At 51.0% G+C, this 17023-nt stretch carries 19 protein-coding genes, 1 tRNA gene and 1 other RNA gene; 11 read left to right on the forward strand and 10 right to left on the reverse strand.

The features are described from left to right. Nucleotide 1 precedes the first annotated feature (1 nt). The 5 genes from ilvN to OXG10_01435 all read right to left on the reverse strand — a co-directional run bounded on the left by ilvN (nt 2) and on the right by OXG10_01435 (nt 2485). Nucleotides 2-496 carry an acetolactate synthase small subunit gene (gene ilvN, locus OXG10_01415; protein MCY3826027.1) on the reverse strand — a complete coding sequence of 165 codons (495 nt, stop codon included), beginning with the start codon at nt 494-496 and terminating at the stop codon, nt 2-4. A gap of 200 nt (nt 497-696) precedes the next feature. Further along, nucleotides 697-903 (reverse strand): hypothetical protein, encoded by a 207-nt coding sequence (locus OXG10_01420; protein MCY3826028.1) that lies wholly within the window; start codon nt 901-903, stop codon nt 697-699. Between the two features lies 1 nt (nt 904). Further along, nucleotides 905-1795, reverse strand: coding sequence for a hypothetical protein (locus tag OXG10_01425; protein MCY3826029.1), 891 nt, complete (start codon nt 1793-1795; stop codon nt 905-907). A gap of 118 nt (nt 1796-1913) precedes the next feature. After that, nucleotides 1914-2234 carry a Grx4 family monothiol glutaredoxin gene (gene grxD, locus OXG10_01430; GenBank protein ID MCY3826030.1) on the reverse strand — a complete coding sequence of 107 codons (321 nt, stop codon included), beginning with the start codon at nt 2232-2234 and terminating at the stop codon, nt 1914-1916. An 11-nt stretch (nt 2235-2245) separates the two neighbouring features. Continuing rightward, nucleotides 2246-2485 carry a BolA/IbaG family iron-sulfur metabolism protein gene (locus OXG10_01435; GenBank protein ID MCY3826031.1) on the reverse strand — a complete coding sequence of 80 codons (240 nt, stop codon included), beginning with the start codon at nt 2483-2485 and terminating at the stop codon, nt 2246-2248. Nucleotides 2486-2539: 54 nt separating this feature from the next. On the opposite strand from OXG10_01435, the gene OXG10_01440 reads away from it, so the two are divergent. Further along, entirely contained in the window at nt 2540-3073 is a 534-nt protein-coding gene (locus OXG10_01440) for a peptide chain release factor-like protein (GenBank protein MCY3826032.1), read from the forward strand. Between the two features lie 13 nt (nt 3074-3086). Then, a complete protein-coding gene (locus OXG10_01445) occupies nt 3087-3641 on the forward strand; it encodes a thermonuclease family protein (protein MCY3826033.1) in 555 nt (184 codons plus the stop codon). A 64-nt stretch (nt 3642-3705) separates the two neighbouring features. Here OXG10_01445 and OXG10_01450 read toward each other — a convergent pair whose 3' ends face one another. Further along, nucleotides 3706-3945 carry a nucleotidyltransferase domain-containing protein gene (locus OXG10_01450; GenBank protein MCY3826034.1) on the reverse strand — a complete coding sequence of 80 codons (240 nt, stop codon included), beginning with the start codon at nt 3943-3945 and terminating at the stop codon, nt 3706-3708. A gap of 93 nt (nt 3946-4038) precedes the next feature. Further along, nucleotides 4039-4470: a nucleotidyltransferase substrate binding protein gene (locus OXG10_01455; protein ID MCY3826035.1), complete on the reverse strand. Its 432-nt coding sequence runs from the start codon at nt 4468-4470 to the stop codon at nt 4039-4041. A gap of 286 nt (nt 4471-4756) precedes the next feature. Here OXG10_01455 and OXG10_01460 point away from each other — a divergent pair, with 286 nt between their 5' ends. From OXG10_01460 to OXG10_01480, 5 genes are all read left to right on the forward strand, one after another. Continuing rightward, on the forward strand, nt 4757-6037 hold the full coding sequence (locus OXG10_01460) for a putative sulfate exporter family transporter (protein ID MCY3826036.1): 1281 nt from the start codon (nt 4757-4759) through the stop codon (nt 6035-6037). 142 nt (nt 6038-6179) lie between these two features. Further along, nucleotides 6180-7175, forward strand: a complete 996-nt coding sequence (locus OXG10_01465) for a zinc-binding dehydrogenase (protein MCY3826037.1) — start codon at nt 6180-6182, stop codon at nt 7173-7175. Nucleotides 7176-7195: 20 nt separating this feature from the next. After that, nucleotides 7196-8050 carry an ABC transporter substrate-binding protein gene (locus OXG10_01470; GenBank protein MCY3826038.1) on the forward strand — a complete coding sequence of 285 codons (855 nt, stop codon included), beginning with the start codon at nt 7196-7198 and terminating at the stop codon, nt 8048-8050. Then, nucleotides 8037-9074 (forward strand): iron ABC transporter permease, encoded by a 1038-nt coding sequence (locus OXG10_01475; protein ID MCY3826039.1) that lies wholly within the window; start codon nt 8037-8039, stop codon nt 9072-9074. The genes OXG10_01470 and OXG10_01475 overlap by 14 nt, the downstream gene beginning before the upstream one ends. A gap of 1 nt (nt 9075) precedes the next feature. Next, complete coding sequence (locus OXG10_01480; protein MCY3826040.1) at nt 9076-9843, forward strand: ABC transporter ATP-binding protein; 768 nt, start codon at nt 9076-9078, stop codon at nt 9841-9843. Nucleotides 9844-9949: 106 nt separating this feature from the next. Here OXG10_01480 and OXG10_01485 read toward each other — a convergent pair whose 3' ends face one another. Continuing rightward, nucleotides 9950-11638: a hypothetical protein gene (locus tag OXG10_01485; GenBank protein MCY3826041.1), complete on the reverse strand. Its 1689-nt coding sequence runs from the start codon at nt 11636-11638 to the stop codon at nt 9950-9952. A 472-nt stretch (nt 11639-12110) separates the two neighbouring features. Here OXG10_01485 and OXG10_01490 point away from each other — a divergent pair. The 4 genes from OXG10_01490 to rnpB all read left to right on the forward strand — a co-directional run bounded on the left by OXG10_01490 (nt 12111) and on the right by rnpB (nt 14219). Then, a tRNA-Ile gene (locus tag OXG10_01490) sits at nt 12111-12184 on the forward strand. A 126-nt stretch (nt 12185-12310) separates the two neighbouring features. Then, the gene (locus OXG10_01495; protein MCY3826042.1) at nt 12311-13012 is read left to right on the forward strand and encodes a C4-type zinc ribbon domain-containing protein; all 702 of its coding nucleotides are present in this window, start codon (nt 12311-12313) and stop codon (nt 13010-13012) included. A gap of 429 nt (nt 13013-13441) precedes the next feature. Next, nucleotides 13442-13852 (forward strand): ribonuclease HI family protein, encoded by a 411-nt coding sequence (locus tag OXG10_01500; protein MCY3826043.1) that lies wholly within the window; start codon nt 13442-13444, stop codon nt 13850-13852. Beyond that, nucleotides 13853-14219: RNase P RNA component class A (gene rnpB, locus OXG10_01505), an RNA gene on the forward strand. A 71-nt stretch (nt 14220-14290) separates the two neighbouring features. Here the strand turns inward: rnpB and tyrS are convergent. Further along, the gene (gene tyrS / locus OXG10_01510; protein ID MCY3826044.1) at nt 14291-15490 is read right to left on the reverse strand and encodes a tyrosine--tRNA ligase; all 1200 of its coding nucleotides are present in this window, start codon (nt 15488-15490) and stop codon (nt 14291-14293) included. 34 nt (nt 15491-15524) lie between these two features. Beyond that, entirely contained in the window at nt 15525-17009 is a 1485-nt protein-coding gene (locus OXG10_01515; GenBank protein MCY3826045.1) for a glutamate synthase subunit beta, read from the reverse strand. Nucleotides 17010-17023: the final 14 nt, after the last annotated feature.

Consider the following 17023-nt stretch of genomic DNA (forward strand, 5'->3'; position numbering starts at 1 on the left):
TTTACTTGCTCTTCTTGTTCGCCCGGGACATGGCGACGGTTCCCGTTCTCGCGATTTCCTTTATCCCGAAAGGTCGTTGAAGTTCAACAAACGCCTGAATCTTCTGTTCATCCCCGGTAACCTCGAACGTGTAGGACCTTGGAGACACGTCGACGACCTTGGCCCGGAATATGTCGGCGATTCGCAGAATTTCCGGCTTGGAATCGGCCTTCGCGTCGACCTTGACGAGAATCATCTCTCTTTCCACGCGGTCAAGTTCTGTCATGTCGACAACCTTGATCACGTTGACCATGTTGTTGAACCTTTTGATTATCTGCTGAATTATGGCTTCATCGCCGGTTGTGACCAGAGTTATTCTGGACGTCCCCGGTTCCTGGGTTTCCGCGACGTTAAGACTCTCTATGTTAAAATCCCTGGCGCTGAAAAGCCCCGCGATTCTTGAGAGTACTCCGGCTTCATTGTCTACCGTTATGGATATCGTGTGTCTCGATTTCATGGAACCTCCAGAATGGTGAAAAAATTATAAAGATCGTGATTATACCGAATCTCCTGTAAATGTTAATATCCCGGTGATAAACCACCAAGATGATCTCACTCTAGATGAAACAATGGCTTTATAATATCGACAGAGGGTTTTAGCTGTGAAACAAAGTACCCGTTTAACAAGGAACACAAACAGTGACTACCAACACCAACTCATCCCACTGAATCGTTTAGATTTTGTTTCTGAATGATCGTTAATGAAGCCGTATCAGTATTCCATTCACTATACTGTTTGTGAACAACTTTAGTTTTTTCAGGCAGAAAAGGAGCAATTCTTTTTAAGATATCCTTATATTTCTTCTCAGCGTTGGACAGCTTTCTCAATTTTTCTCTTGGTATAATATTTTGCTTTTCTTTCATTTTACACACCACCTGCCGCAACAAAAAAACTGGAGTTCTTGCTCTCAATCAGTTTTGATGTTGACGTAGTAGATAACAGGTTGTTTATTCTATAGTACAACTCATAAATTTGGGACCACGTATCATCCTTAAGAGGTTTGATTTCAACATTTAAACCACATTTTTTTACTTCCTCCGCATAAATAGCACGCCCATGGGACTTAACTTTTTTCGGCGTAAGAAAATTCTTGATTTTCCTTCTTATTAACGCTTCACCCATACTGGACATCATACCTGATTTTAGAGCTTGTATACTGATATCTTCTGACAAACCTAAAGCACTTCTGTGTTCTTCAATGTCGCGAGCGTCATAATTTTGCAATTGTTGCAAATAGGGTTCTAAATTCCCTTCTTCTTGAATTGCACCACGGAATAAATCTTCATAGCTTTTAATCAAATTGTAGACCGAATAAACCTTTGTTGAATTGCCTTGAGTGAGTTGAATTTGCGGGTCTACCGGCCCCAGTTCTGATGTTGAATCCATTAAAATTTTGGATGACCCCAAACATATCATGGTTGCGGCAGATTTTGCTTTGCCTGCAACAATCGAAAGGTACTCGCCAGTACCACTATATTCTCTTAGTATCTGGATGATTCTTTCCGCGGCCAAAGCATAACCACCGGGGGAATTGATGAATAATGCAACGCCTTTTTCCAGAGACATAGGGCGTAACAAGTCTTCAAGCATTATTGCGTCTCCGTCATCTATGAGCACATCATGAACGAAGCTTGTACAATATGAAACAATCGGTCTGCCTAATTTTTCTTCGATGGAATTATAAAGTTCTCTGCGAGTAGCAATCCCTTGATTTTGTTCTTCCTTAACCTTAATAAAAGTTGTTTTGCCAGACATAGTTTGGAGAATAATAATGCTAAATGGTTAAAACACAATAGAGAAAACGGGTCCACTTCTTATTGTCACCCGTTAAGTGTAGTCCACCGTTATCTGAACAAAGCTAACCGCTCCCTTCTCAGTCTCCGGCGTCTCCCTTAAAAATTCCCTCCAGCTCCCCGTTTGCGTGCATTTCGGTACATATGTCGCATCCGCCTATGAAGCTTCCGTTAACGTAGAGTTGTGGAAGCGTCGGCCACTGGGAGTAGTCCTTTATCCCCTGGCGGATCTCCTGGTCCAGAAGGACATCGACGGTAGCATAATCCACACCGTAATAGTTAAGAATATTGACCACCTGCGCTGAGAAACCACACTTGGGGGCATCCTTTGACCCCTTCATGTAGAGAATAACGGGGTTCTGCGCTATCTGGCCCTCTATTTTTTTCTGTATATCCGACATTGCACCACTCCTTAGTTATTAAGCTTCTCCCACTGCTCAGGCGTGTAGGTCTTCATCGAGATTGCGTGTATCTCAGATTCCATGGCGTCTCCAAGAGCTGCATAGACAAGTTTGTGACGCTCAATCGGAGGCTTGCCCGTAAACCGCTCGGATACGATGACCGCCTGGAAATGCGTTCCGTCCCCCGTGACCTCAACAAATGAAGTCGGGATGCCCTGCTCTATCATTTCACGAATCCGCTGCGTTTCCATTACAGCGGGGAATTATATACGCATACAACCACGTTTCCAAGGGAAAAAAGGAGCATGCTGATCTCAGTAGCAAGGGAATCCCACTCAAATCGGCCGCTTGGAACTTACGCGATCACGCTTGCGGACTCAGTTCATAGCAAGAAAAGGATTCTTGAAAAAAATTCCCGGCCGTTTATTTTAAAATGTGCTTGGAAAAGGAGGTTCCGACGCGCCATCATGAAGAGTTTCGGGGTGTCAAAGGAAAAGCAGACGGCACTTGAGCTTGAAATGAAGTGCCTCGGCATAAGGGAAGAGGATATTGAGGAAACCTTCACGAGATCTTCAGGGCCCGGCGGACAGAACGTAAACAAGCTCGCCACCTGCGTTCACCTGAGGCACCGGCCAAGCGGCATCGCCGTAAAAATCTCAAGGGAACGCTCACAAGCACTTAACAGGTTCCTTGCGAGGAGGATTCTCGCCGGGAAAATCGCGACGCAGATTCACGGAGAGGATTCTGTGGAAGCAAAAAAGGCTCAGAAAGCCAGAAAACAGAAGAAAAGAAGAAAGAGAAAGACGGCGAGAAAGCTTGCTGGAGAACCTCAGGAATAACCGGGAAGGATTTATGAAAAAGGATCTTTTGCCGAAAAACAGAACTGAACCTCAAAAAACGAAAAACGCTTTCGCCGGAGTGAGGAGTGAACTGTCAGCACTGCTTATGGCTGCGGCACTGCTTCTGCTCCCGGGCGTCGGAGCGGCTCAAGCCGAAACGCTAGAGGGCAGACCTTACGTAACGGACGCCGACACGGTCAGGATATCAGGAGAGAGAATCAGGCTTGAGGGTATTGACGCCCCCGAGACAAACCAGAGATGCAAGGACGCCTCCGGGAAAAGCTACCGCTGCGGTCTTGTCTCGACCTCGGCACTGAAAACCAGGATAGGAGGCGAGACAATCAGATGCGAAGGCACGCAGCGCGACCGTTACGGGCGTCTGCTCGGCATCTGTTATCTGGGCGACATTGACCTAAACGGCTGGCTTGTAAGAAACGGCTACGCGCTTGCCTACAGACGCTACTCGAAGCGTTATGTACCGCAGGAAATCCAGGCGCAGAAAGACAGTCTCGGGCTCTGGGCCGGTGAATTCATGCCTCCTTGGCAGTGGCGCAAGAATACGCGCTAAGCAACTGCCCATGGCAAATAGACAGGTTACGTAAAGCTTATCCCAAAGGCCGTCAGCTTAATCCTTACCGGAACTGTCGTAACTTCTCTTCTGTAAGCAAAACCTTGGCAGACTTGTCGATATGAGCTTTCAAGGGCGGATATTCCACCAGGTTGTAGCCCACAAGATCAACCTTGTAAGGAAGACTGCTTTCATGAAAACATGCCCACAGACGGTCAACCGTACGCTCCTCGATATCGCCGTAAAGAACCATGTCTATATCAGAACAGCTTCGGTGAGACCCCGTTGCCCTTGAACCAAAGATTGATACACAAAGATTGATACAGACTCAACGGCGGGGGCAAACTCCGTTATGATGCTCCCGATCAGATTCACCTGTTTTTCACTCAGTCCATGGTCAGCCATCATTAATCTCCATATAAGCCTCGGACAATTTCTCGTACAGCCCGCCGATACAGTCAAGGTATCTTGCATGTATTTGCTCTATCACAGCTTCGAACTTTTTAAAATCATAGGTGCGACTCAGCTTGTTGTGCGCGTCAAGTGCGCTCATCCAGCCTTCTCCGCCTGATACTAAATTTCCCGCTATAGATTCCTTTAAGACTGCCCTGGGGGTGACTTGACCGAATACCATGTTCTGACTCTCAAGATAGTCCTTCATCGTCTTCCAGGCAAGTTCAATACAGAGTTCAAACCGCTTGATCATGCCTTCTTTTGCGAGCTGGTCCAGTTCCCCGGCCTTGTCTCTCTCCACGGCCTCTCTCAGCAGAAAATAAGGCCGGCTGAAATTGTCGAACCTGTATTGCCATCTCTTTTTTTCAGAACTCATGACAAACCAACCCTCAAAGCGCAACTACGAGAAAACCTGAGCCGCCTGATGGGGCTTCCTGAAGCCAAGTAACCCATTTCTTCTACCATAAATTTTACCGATAGCGACAACGGATTAAAATCCTGAATCCCCGGGCAGAGCCCGCGAAAACAGCCGCAGCCCGTGGACCGGGAAATTCGTCGCGCCCTGAAGCTTGCGAAAAGGAAAATGGTCGACGAATACTTCCCCACACTGAGGTCAGCAGAGAAATGTTGAAAAACCGGGAGTTCGTGTCAATCTTACTTTCATGGAAAACGAAACCGCAGATTCCTCCGAGAAAAGCCGCGGACTCTCCGAAGACTGGGTGGTTTTCGGACCGGCCTTCGTCCTTATAGCCCTCGGGCTTGCTTTCCCCCATCTTTCTCTTCCCGAGTTTTCGTGGACTCCCGATTCCGCGGGCAAAGTTTTAAGCGCAGAGAACATCTCTCTTTCCCTTTCGCTGGGCGTGGCCTTCCTGCTTCTCTCAAGCGTCGGCGTCCGCCTGATTGGCGGATCGGTCACCCGCTACGCGGCGGGTTTCCCCATGGTATTTGCTCTCGCATGGGCATCCAAGCTCCTCGCCGGAAACGCAGTGGCCAGGGAGTGGGGCGTAAGCTATGTCATCTTCGCCCTTTTCATCGGAATGCTAGTCGGCAATATTTTCCCCGACCGCTTCCGGGAGGCGGTCCGCACCGAGTACTACATCAAGATCGGGCTTATAATTCTGGGCTCCGGCATTCTGTTCGGCAAGATACTCTCTGCGGGGTTGGCGGGAATTCTGCAGGCCCTGCTAGTCGTCCTTGTCATCTGGTATGCCTGCTACTGGATCTGCAGGAAGTTCGCAGTGGATTCGGAGTTCGCCGCCATGCTCTCAACGGCCGTTTCCATCTGCGGAGTCTCTGCCGCCATTGCGGCCTGCGGAGCCATAGGCGGAGACAGAAAGAAGCTCTCCTACGTAACATCTCTCGTCCTCATAGTAGCCGTCCCCATGATGCTGATCATGCCCTGGGCAATAGAACAGTTCCAGATTCCCGCGGTTATCGGAGGGGCATGGGTCGGAGGAACAATTGATACCACCGGAGCCGTGGTGGCTGCCGGGGAACTGGTGGGAGAGTCAGCGATGAACGCCGCCGTGGTAGTGAAGTTTTCGCAGAACGCCATGCTGGGTCTGGCGGCGTTTGCTCTTTCTCTCTGGTGGACGTTCCGCCAGGGCAAAGATGAAGGAATAAAGCCGTCGGTGGGGGTGATCTGGGAGCGCTTCCCGAAGTTCATTCTGGGTTTCATGGCGGCATCGCTTCTTTTTTCCTTCGCCATCGGAGACGATCTTGTTTCGCAGACCAAGGATCTTATGAAGGGACTTCGAGGCTGGTGGTTCGCCCTCGCATTTGTCTGTATAGGTCTTGAGACCCGTTTTTCCGCCCTGATAAGCATGGAAGAAGGCCGACCCGCCTGTGCGTTCCTCATAGCGCAGGGAATGAACGTCATCTGGACTCTGATCGTAGCATGGCTTCTTTTCGGCGGCTTTTTATTTCCCGCCCCCGTTCTGTAAAGGCCCTTGATCGTGCCGAGCCCCCAAGACGTCCGCCACTTGCCGGGTTCTCGGCGCCATTAAAAGCACAGCTCCCGTTATTGCCAAACCCGCAAAGCCAAGTACCTTAATTGCAGCAAGTATTCCAGAGGAGTTCTCAACAATGAAAGCGATTATATATCACGAATTCGGAGAAACGGATGTTCTTAAGTACGAAGAGGTAAGCAAGCCGGAACTTGGACCGGGAGAAGTCCTTGTAGAGGTGAAATCCTCCTCTATAAACTTCGTTGACCTCAGGCTCAGAAGCGGAAAATCGCCCCGTCCGGTGCCCCTGCCGCATGTGGGGGGAGTGGACGCGGCGGGCATTGTCTGCGAGAAAAGCGATGACGTATCTGACGTGGAAACGGGCGATCGGGTAATGATCATGCCGGCCGTGCGATCGGAAAGAGGACTTGAGATAGTCGGGGTCAATCTCCACGGAGGATTCGCTGAATACGTAAAGATACCTTCATCTAACGTGGTATCGATTCCCGAAGAACTCTCCTTTGACGATGCGGCGACCCTTCCAACATGCTATGTCACCGCTTGGTACGGCTTCTGCGAAAGGGGGAATATCGCCAGGGGAGAAACGGTGCTTGTGCACGCGGCGGGAAGCGGAACGGGAAGCGCCGCGATCCAGGTAGCCAAGCTTTTCGATTCCTTCGTGATAGCTACCGCGGGAAGCGACGAAAAACTTGAGAAGGCAGAAGAGATCGGAGCCGACGTCACCATAAACTATAACTCCTCGGATCTCGGAGAGGAGCTGAAGAAAATTACAAAAACGCATAAGATAAACATGATCTTCGATCCCGTGGGAGCTTCGGTGTGGAAAGAGAACACGCAGTATCTGGCCCCCGGGGGAAAACTTCTGCTGATCGGAGTTGCTGGAGGCGGCGCCACGGAAGCGGCCCTCGGACCGCTTATTATGAAAGATCTCTCCGTACTGGGAGTAACGGTGTTTAACGCCCGGGCGGAACACTTCGAGAAAGTCGCGCAGCTTGCCGAGGAAGGTGCCCTGAAACCTTCGATACACAGCAGGTTTCACCTGAGCGAGGCGACGGCGGCGCAGAAAATTCTCGAAGACCGCCAGCAGTTCGGAAAAGTCATCCTGAACCCGTAAGGAAAAGCCTGATTCCCAAGGTGAGCATCAAAAATCTGTTCGCGGCGTTCCTGTTCGCCCTCTTCGCCGCGCCAGTTGCGTGCCTGGCAAAACCGCCCTGCCCAGAAAACATAATATCGCTCACTTTGGCTTCAGATGAAATCCTGGTCGATATAATCGGCGACAGAAAGAAAATAGCTGCGCTTACCTGTTTCTCGACCGACCCGCTGATCTCAAATATCGTTGAAAAAGCGCGGGGAATTCCCCAGGTCCAGGCGAATCTCGAGCAGGTAATCTCAAAATCTCCGGATCTCGTGATAGTCGCGGGTCACACCAACCCGAACATACGCGCGCATCTTGAGGCGGCGGGAATAAAAGTACTGGTGCTCCACGAAATCGTCTCTCTTGAGAGCATAAAAAAGAATATAGAACTGGTTGGAGAGGCTGTCTGCGAGGAAGCCGCGGCGAAAAACCTCGTGAAAGAAATGGAAACCCGGATCGCGGATGCCAGAGCAAAGATTCCGCCTCACGTAAAAGCCCCGACGGTTCTTTTCTACGGAGCTCCGGGGTTCACGGTCGGCAACCACTCAACCATAAACGATATAATAGAAAGTTCCGGAGCCATAAACCTCCCGGCACGCCTCGGGCTAAGCGGATACAGCAACATATCTGCCGAATACGTAATCCAGAACAACCCTGACCTGGTGCTTACAAGTAGTTATAATCCATCTCACCCGGATTTTGCGGGCCAGATGTTCAAAAATTCCGCCTTCAGAGACAAAAAGATCATAGTCGTCGCGGGAAAACATCTAGACGCCGCGTCTCATTACGCGGCGCAGGGGGTAGTTGATCTGGTGAACCTGATATTCAGAGCAGAGAACAATGCCGACCGGTAAGAAAACGCTTTCCGTATACGCAGTACTTGCCTCCCTGCTTCTGTTGACCGTCGTCGTGTGCGTATCGCTCGGGGCGGTGAGCGTTCCGTTTGACAAGGTAATCAGCGTGATAGCCGGCAAGCTGCTGTGGCTTGATACCGGAGCGGGAATCGAAAAATCACAGGAACTTATCGTCTGGAACATCAGGCTACCCAGGGTTCTTCTCGCCGCCACCATAGGAGGAGGACTCTCAATTGTGGGAGCGGTAATGCAGGCGATGTTCAGAAACCCCCTGGCTGAACCTGGAATACTGGGCTGGTCAAGCGGAGGGGCTTTTTTCGCCGTTCTCGTTATCTACACCGGCATTCATCAGCAGTGGTTTCTTCTGCTCCCTCTCGCGGCGTTTGCAGGCACGCTTCTCACGGCATACGCAGTCTACGGAATATCACGTTACAGGGGGTTTGTCGAGAATACGACGCTTCTTCTCTGCGGGGTAGCGCTGGGAACGCTTTTTGTCTCTCTCACGACTTTCGTGCTTTCGGTGTCAAACGCGTGGTCAATGAAGGAAATGCTTTTCTGGATAATGGGCGGAGTCGACTCGCGCACCTGGACGCATTTCGCAATGGCAGCGGTTCCCGTGCTTGCCGCCTCGGTCATGCTGCTTTTTTACGCTAAGAACCTGAACGCAAGACTTCTAGGCTACGAGACAGCGAAGACCGTCGGTATCGACATAGAGAAAACGACCAAGCATCTCATAGTCCTGAGTTCCCTAATAGTTGGAGCAAGCGTGGCGGTAAGCGGCATCGTGGGGTTCGTCGGACTTATAATTCCGCACTCAATAAGATTGCTGATCGGAGTAGATCATCGCCGGCTCCTGCCCGCAAGTTTTATTGCCGGAGCCATATTTCTGCCCGTAGCGGACCTTATAGCAAGAACCGTCATGAGCCCTCAGGAACTTCGTCTCGGGATAATCACTTCCTTCATCGGAGTTCCTTTCTTCGTGTTTCTGCTGAGGCGAAATTTCAGCGGGAGAGAAATTGCGTAGAATGCAAAGAGAACCCTTAAAAACATCGGGACTCAGTTACGGAGTAAACGGAAAAACCATAGTTGAGAACGTAAGCTTCGAGATCAAAAGAAACGAGCTTCTGGGCATAGTCGGCCCCAACGGCGCGGGGAAATCCACGCTTCTCAGGCTTCTTGCCCGTATAATCAATCCCACCGGAGGCCGCATCCTGCTTGACGGAGAAAATATCTCGGAATACGAAGCAAAAGAGCTTTACAAAAAAATATCGTTTCTCCCTCAAACCTCGTATTTCGATTTTCCGCTGAGCGTGCTTGAGGTAGTACTTACGGGAAGGTATCCGTACCTGGGAATCCTCGAAAGCGAAAGCAAAGAAGATATAAAGCGCGCCGAGGATTGCCTTTCGCTTGTGGACCTAGAGGGTTTTTCTCGAAGAAAAGTAACGACACTCTCGGGAGGAGAGCAGCAAAGAGTGTCGATCGCAAGGGTTCTTGCGCAGGGGACCGATTTTATTTTCCTTGACGAGCCATCCTCCCACCTTGACATACACCACAAGTTCGCCCTCATGGAACTGCTCGAGTCGCTAGCGCAAGAAGAAAAAGGGGTCGTGGCCGTTCTCCACGACCTTGATCTTGCGAGCAAGTTCTGCGAAAGGATCCTTGTACTTGAGAATGGACGAGTCGCAGCCTTGGGAGAACCGTCGCGCGTGTTTTCCGAAAAGCTTCTCTCGTCGGTATTTAAAGTAAGGGGTTCATGGGATCCCAGAAGCGAAAATCTTCTTGTTTTCCGGTGAACTCAGGGAACCTGAAAAACGCCTTTTACATTTTCTGAATCATGAGGCATTTGCCCTTGCTCTATATGTGTACATTCAAAAGCGCAAATGTCTCACTGGGAATAAACTAAGGTTCTGCCGTTTTGCGGACCGCAAAGCGGATTCCGCTGTTTGCCGGGGCGTCCGGGGCGTCCGGGTCCATGCGTTTTATTATTGATTTTACCAACTTGTTGACGATGATCGGATTATAGTTTTCCCATTCGCGGACCTGTGGCTTGTCCGCGTTGCGTCGCAGAATCCGTACGCTACCGAATTCTCGCTCAAGCGAGTAGCCGGGAAGGGAGATCCTGGGGTCCTCGGACACTATGTGCGTTACCGAGGAGAAAACCGCTTCCAAGTTCTTTAAATTTGCCGATCCCCTGGCGTCGTCATAGAACGGTATTTCACGGTGCAGGTAGTAGTAGGCGGGCAGAGCGGCATAGTAGCGGTCAATGTGCCAGACCGCGGCGACTCCGGGAGTGCGGGCAAGATAGCGGTAGGCTGAGAAAACCGGATCCTGATCGCGAATGAACCTAACGACTCCCGAGATTCCCGAGCTGCCTGTCGCGTAGCTCCTGTAGATGCGGTCCTGATGGGGAAGCGCGTTTAGAATTCCGGCTGCGGAAACGATCGAGAACGCTACGGCCGCCACTCCCGCGGTCACCTGCGCCTGCCTCGCCCTGTTCGTAATCCGCACCACGATGTCCGAACCGATCATAAGCCAGAGAGGAGTGACCGCGAAGACGAAACGGTATTCCTTGTGCGTCTGCAGGGAATGGGGCAAAAGGACCAAGGAGATTGACGCAAGCAAAAACCAGTAGCGTCGAAGATCAAGCAGCGCCGCCGCGCAGAGCACGCTTAACCCACCGCTTGCTATCATAATCCAGGAGAAAAACTGGTAAGGGGGAGGGGTTGAGCCCGCGACAGCTTCGCCCCAAATGAGGTTATAACGCAGATTGGTAAAATAGGAGTGAAACAGGGCGCCGTTCCAAGTGACCGCGTCGAACATGCCGACCACGAGGAGTACCGCGACCGCGAGGAGTGCAAGCCGAACCTTGTTTCTGGTTCTGAGAAAGATAACTCCCAGTGGCACGAGCGCAAGCGGCGCGTAGTGAACCCGCACGGCCGCCGCCAGAACCGCGAGACCTGTCACAAGGACCTCGTTTCTCCCCGAAGATCTCTCCCCGTTCCCTCGAATGCAAAGCGCAAACGCGACCATCAGCAGGGCGACAGCCACAAACTCCGTCATCGGCTTGTGTGCAAAGGCCACCAGTTCATACCAGAATGCGCCGGACACAAGCGCCACCCTAGCCGCGTTTTCGCTGAAATATCGCCGCGTGAAAAAGTACATTCCCGCCGGAACCAGAAGCGACACCGCGCAGAAGAAAAGCTTTACCCCTCCCACATACCAGACCGGTTCCCCGAGCCCGATAAGGTCAAACAGCTTGAGTACCCCGGCAACCACACCGGGCACGAGCCACGAGCGGGCGCCGTAGAAATACTCCCAGTAGCTTACGCCGTTTCCGAAGGCTAGCAGGTGCGCCGGTTCCAAGTACTGCATGATTTCGTCCGGATGCAGTACGAAATCGGTCGAAAGCGCCACGGTTGCGCGTGCGATGAAACCGAGCGCGAGCACAAGAGGAAGGTATTTCCAAGTGGGTTCGTTCGGACCCCGGGGATGGAACAGGGAAACAATAAAACTTGTCTGTCCCTGTGAGTCCTTTCCGTTTTCTTTCTTCATTGAATCAATCGGCTGCCGCACCGTTTTTTCCTGCATCACTTGGACTCCGAAGTACACCACTGACTCAGACAATCTTCTTTCAGTAGTAGTTTAGTATGGCAATGGACAAGGGGCAATGACTTCGCGGCGAGGGCAAGCCCGAGCGAAGAAGTCATTGCCCACAAACCCCGGTTTGTCTTATCTCAGACCCGCAACACGACGAAGCTTTTCCTCAAAGAAATCCAATACAACTCTCAGATTCCACAACAACACCGAGATTCCGGGAATCACTCTCTCCACGAACACAAATCCCGGGCTAAGTAGCTTATATGGCATTGGATAACCTGTTGTTCGCTGCCTCAAGAAATTATCTTTGTCGCTTGGCCCTTTTAAACACGCGCCCCTTAAAACGGCTCAACCCGTGTTTTTAGGAGTGGTGCATTTCAAAGTTCAACGGGAGCTTTTTGAACCATACCGATAATTTGACAAAAAAATTCGATTAACTATATTCTGTTGCCTAGTTTTATTAGGGCCCATAGCTCAGTTGGTTAGAGCAGCGGACTCATAATCCGTCGGTCCCTGGTTCGAGTCCGGGTGGGCCCAGAATTGAGAAACACAGACCATGAAGGTCAATACAAAGAAAGCCGAAGCAACTCCTTCCAAAAGCCCCCGAATACCATTTTTCTCCATAAAAATCGCTCGGGACTGCTTCACCTGAAGTAAGGAACTATGGAACAGCATATTGAAAGCCTGCAGAAACTTCAGACAGTTGACTTAAGAATCAGAGAGTTAGCGGAAGGGCTCGAAAGATACCCAAACGAAATCGACGACCTTAAAAAAGACCTCCTTGAAAAAGAAGAATCGATAAATCTCAAGGAAACCTCTCTCTCGGAACTCAAGGCGCAAAGAGACGGTCTTGAATCCTCTCTTCGCTCCAATCAGGAATCCATAAAAAAATCCGAGGAAAGGCTGTTTGCCATAAAGACCCACAAGGAATACGAGGCACTTCAGAAGGAAATAACCGATACCAGAAAAGAAAACCTCGAGATAGAAGACCGCACGATCTCGGTAATGGGGGAAATCGAAGAGACCGAGGCGACACTTGCCGAAGAAAAGGAAAACTACGCGACTCTAAAAGAGCAATACGCGGGGCAGATCGCGGAAAAAGAAAAAAGGATCGAAGAACTCGAGATTTCCCGCGAACCGGCGGAGCGTGAAAAAAGTGAAATCCTGTCCACCATAGACCCCAAAGTACTTCCGCTTTACGAAAGAATCTTCAAAAGAAACGGCAGGGCGCTCGCGCTTGCCGAAAACGAGCAATGCACAAGCTGCAACATAAACATTCCGCCTCAGCTCTACAACGAAATACTGAAACAGACAGAACTGGTCCAATGCCCGAACTGCAAGAAAATTCTTTACACAAACCCGTAGCCGCCCAGACGGCTACCGCGAGATTGCGAGAGAGAAATAAATTATGGCAAGAGAGGAGAACCCATACCCCGGAAGGAAACGCATGAAGGGATCTTCAATTAGTACATACGGAGAATACTCCAAGAAATGGGTGCAGAACAAACCCGGAGAAATAACAAAGCCGAAACCATCTCCGCCACCCCCACCGAAAAAATAGCGACGGGGAAAAAAGTGCTAACCATAAGCAAAATCAGACTCTACTTGATGAAGCAGCTCCCGGGCAAGCATTAATGTCTATCTTTTTATGATTGACAAATCTCGTTTATGTTGTTCATTTCTTCATCAAGTCTGATGCTTATGGCTTCTACAGGCAGCTTAACATCTGAGGATTGAGTAATATCCTTTTGAATGCGAACTATTCTTTCTAACTGACGTGCAGAAGCTGAAAACATGTCCCAAACAACCAAAGTCTATGTAGACGGAGCGTCAAGGGGAAACCCGGGAGAATCCGGCATCGGGGTTCTTGTGGTCCGCACGGACGGAACAAGAGAGGAAATAAGGGAGTATATCGGCAGGGGGACGAACAACGAGGCGGAATACAAGGCGCTGATAAAGGCCCTAGGTTATCTCGTGGCTGAAGCCAGCCCCAAGGTGAAAATCCACACCGACTCCCAGCTTGTGGCAAGCCAGATGAACGGGCTCTGGAAAGTAAAGGATCCGAAACTCAGAATTCTTCACTCGGAAGCGAAAAAACTTGCTTCCTCGCTTCCGGCACTCGATATAGAATATATCCCCAGAGAGAAGAACGCAGAAGCCGACAGTCTTGCGAACGAGGCGATCGACAGATATTTTAACGGTTAGCGAGTCGGCCGTGCGGTCGCCCGCGGCTTGTACGCGGGAGGAAAGTCCGAGCTTCACAGGGCAGGGCGCTGGTTAACGACCAGGTGTCGCGAGACAACGGAAAGTGCAGCAGAAAGTATACCGCCTGGGCGCCGCAGGCGTCCCGGTAAGGGTGAAAAGGTGGTGTAAGAGACCACCGCTCCGAAAGTGATGGAGGAGGCAAGGTAAACCCCGCCCGAAGAAAGACAAATAGGAAAACACCCGGACAACTGTCCGGTCAGGGCGGCCCGTCCTGGTTTTCGGGTAGTCGCTTAAGGTATTCTGGCAACAGGTATCTCAGATGGATGACCGTACTTGACAGAACTCGGCTTACAGGCTGACTCGCTTCCTTTCCCTGTTCTCGCGTAGACAGGTTCGATACGGGCAGAATCATCCGGAAAAAAGAAAAACCGGGCCTGATTACTTGATAACGACTTTCAGGAACTCTTTTTTTCCGATTTTAACCTCGAAAGCAGCTTTATCGGGAAATTCCGAATTCGGATCGGTGTACTTCTCTCCGTCTATGACAAGTCCTCCCTGAGATATGAGCCTTTTAGCCTCCCCTTTAGTGCTGACGGAATCGGACACCCCTATAACAAGATCAACTATCTTTCGGGAGCCGGCAACATAGTCCTTTTCCTTTGCGTCTTCTGGAAAAGATCTCTTTGAGAACTTGGTTTCAAAATCCCGTTCGGCTTCAAGGGCACTCTGGGTGTCATGGAGCCAAGAAACGATTTCCCTGGCAAGCCCTTTTTTCGCGTCCATGGGATGCTCGGTTCTTAATTTTCGTATCTTTTTTTCATTGCAGGTGCTTAAAAGAAGATAGTATCTCCACATAAGGTCGTCAGAAATCGACATCATTTTCCCGTATATATCCTGTGGAGATTCGTCAAGACCTATATAGTTTCCAAGTGACTTTGACATCTTCTTTACCCCATCTGTTCCCTCAAGTATTGGAAGAAAGACTCCTACCTGCGGAGATTGTCCGTAATGTCTCTGGAAATCGCGGCCGAGCAGTATGTTGAAGGTCTGATCCGTACCGCCAAGTTCAACGTCGCAGTGCATCTGCACCGAGTCGTACGCCTGCACCAAGGGATATATGAACTCCCTGAGGGAAATGGACACTCCCTCCCTGTATCTCTTTGAGAAATCATCCCGGTCAAGCATCCGCGATACGTTAACCAGAGAGGTAAGCCCGAGGAACTCTTCTGGATCGAGGTTGCTGAGCCAGCGGGAGTTTGAAAGAATCTGGGTCTTTTTTCTGTCAAGGACCTTGAAAACCTGACGTTCGTAGGTCCTTGAATTCTTGATTATCTCCTCTTTTGAAATCGAAGGGCGGGTTTCGCTCCTGCCGGAGGGGTCTCCTATGTAGGCGGTGAAATCCCCTATCAGGAAAAGAACCTCGTGGCCCAGAGTCTGAAAATCGCGGAGTTTCTTGAGGATTATCCCGTGACCCAGATGCAGGTCGGGGGAGGTGGGGTCAAACCCTGCCTTTACCTTCAGGGGACGGTCGTTCTCTCTTGAAGCTTCGAGCTTCAAAAGAAGCTCCTCTTCGGGAATTATCGCCTCGGTTCCCCGTCTTATTACCTTTAATTGTTCTTTAGGATCAGCGAAGGCCATCTGGAAATTCCTCCTCGCAGCGGGTTTAGCCTATTTATGGAAGATCGGTTGACCCCATAAGATACCTGTCGCACTCTCTTGCGGCTTCTCTTCCCTCGTTTATAGCCCACACCACAAGGCTTTGCCCCCTGCGCGAGTCCCCCGCGGCGAAAACTCCCTCGACATTCGTCATGTACTTTCCGTATTCCGCCATGGCGTTTGAGCGTTCGTCGGTATGGATATTCATCTGCTGGAGGAGTTCCTGTTCGGGTCCCAAGAATCCGAGGGCCAAAAGCACTAGCCCGCATGGCCATTTCTGCTCGGAACCCTCAACTTCCCGAAAAGCCATCCTTCCGTCATCCCCCATGTACCACTCAATGCGTACGGTCTCAAGTTCCGCCACCCTGCCCTCTGCGTCTCCTGCGAATCTTTTGGTAAGAACCTGGTACCTTCTCGGATCTTCTCCGAAAACCGCCATGGCCTCCTGTTGGCCGTAATCAAGCCTGTACACCCTAGGCCATTGCGGCCACGGGTTATCCGCAGCCCTTTCGAGCGGAGGCTTGGGAAGTATTTCGAACTGAAGAAGGCTCCTGCATCTGTGTCTCATGGATGTCGCGACGCAGTCGGTTCCGGTGTCGCCGCCCCCGAGAATGATAACGTCCTTGTCCGCGGCGGAGATGTAGCGGCCGTCGGCGAGCCCACTGTCAAGAAGGCTCTTCGTGTTGGCCCTCAGGAACTCCATAGCAAAGTGGATTCCGTCAAGGTCCCTTCCCTCTATCGGAAGATCCCTGGGCTTTGTAGCTCCCGTGCATATCACGACCGCGTCAAAGTTCTCTACGAGTTCGTTTCCGTCGATATCCTTTCCCACTTCCGTGTTGGTGACGAACTCGATTCCCTCCTCTGCGAGTATATCGACGCGGCGGTCGACTATCTTCTTGTCGAGGTGGGGGTTGGGAATTCCATACATGAGCAGTCCGCCGATGCGGTCGTCCCTCTCAAACACGGTGACCATGTGTCCCGCCTTGTTAAGTTGCGCGGCGCAGGAAAGTCCCGCGGGCCCGGAGCCTATGACGGCGACTTTCTTCCCGGTTCTGATCTCGGGGGGCTCGGGGGTTATCCATCCTTCCTCAAAACCCCTGTCGACTATGGCGCACTCTATGCTTTTTATGGTGACCGCGGGCTCGTTAATGCCCAGAACGCACGACCCCTCGCAGGGAGCGGGGCATATCCGGCCCGTGAACTCGGGGAAATTGTTCGTCTTATGAAGTCTCTCGAGAGCCTCTCTCCAGAGTCCCGAATAAATCAGGTCGTTCCACTCGGGTATAAGGTTGTTTATGGGGCATCCCGCGGTCATGCCGCCGATTATCTGGCCCGTCTGGCAGAAGGGGACCCCGCAGTCCATGCACCTTGCACCCTGAGTGGCAAGTTCTTTTTCGGGGAGATGGCCGTGAAACTCGTCCCAGTCGGCGATTCTGCGGGCAGGATCCCTGTCAGGCCCGAGCTTCCTTTTATAATTCATAAAACCTGTGGGATCACCCATTGAAAAACTTCTCC

Source organism: Candidatus Dadabacteria bacterium (assembly GCA_026706695.1).
Lineage (GTDB): Bacteria > Desulfobacterota_D > UBA1144 > Nemesobacterales > Nemesobacteraceae > Nemesobacter.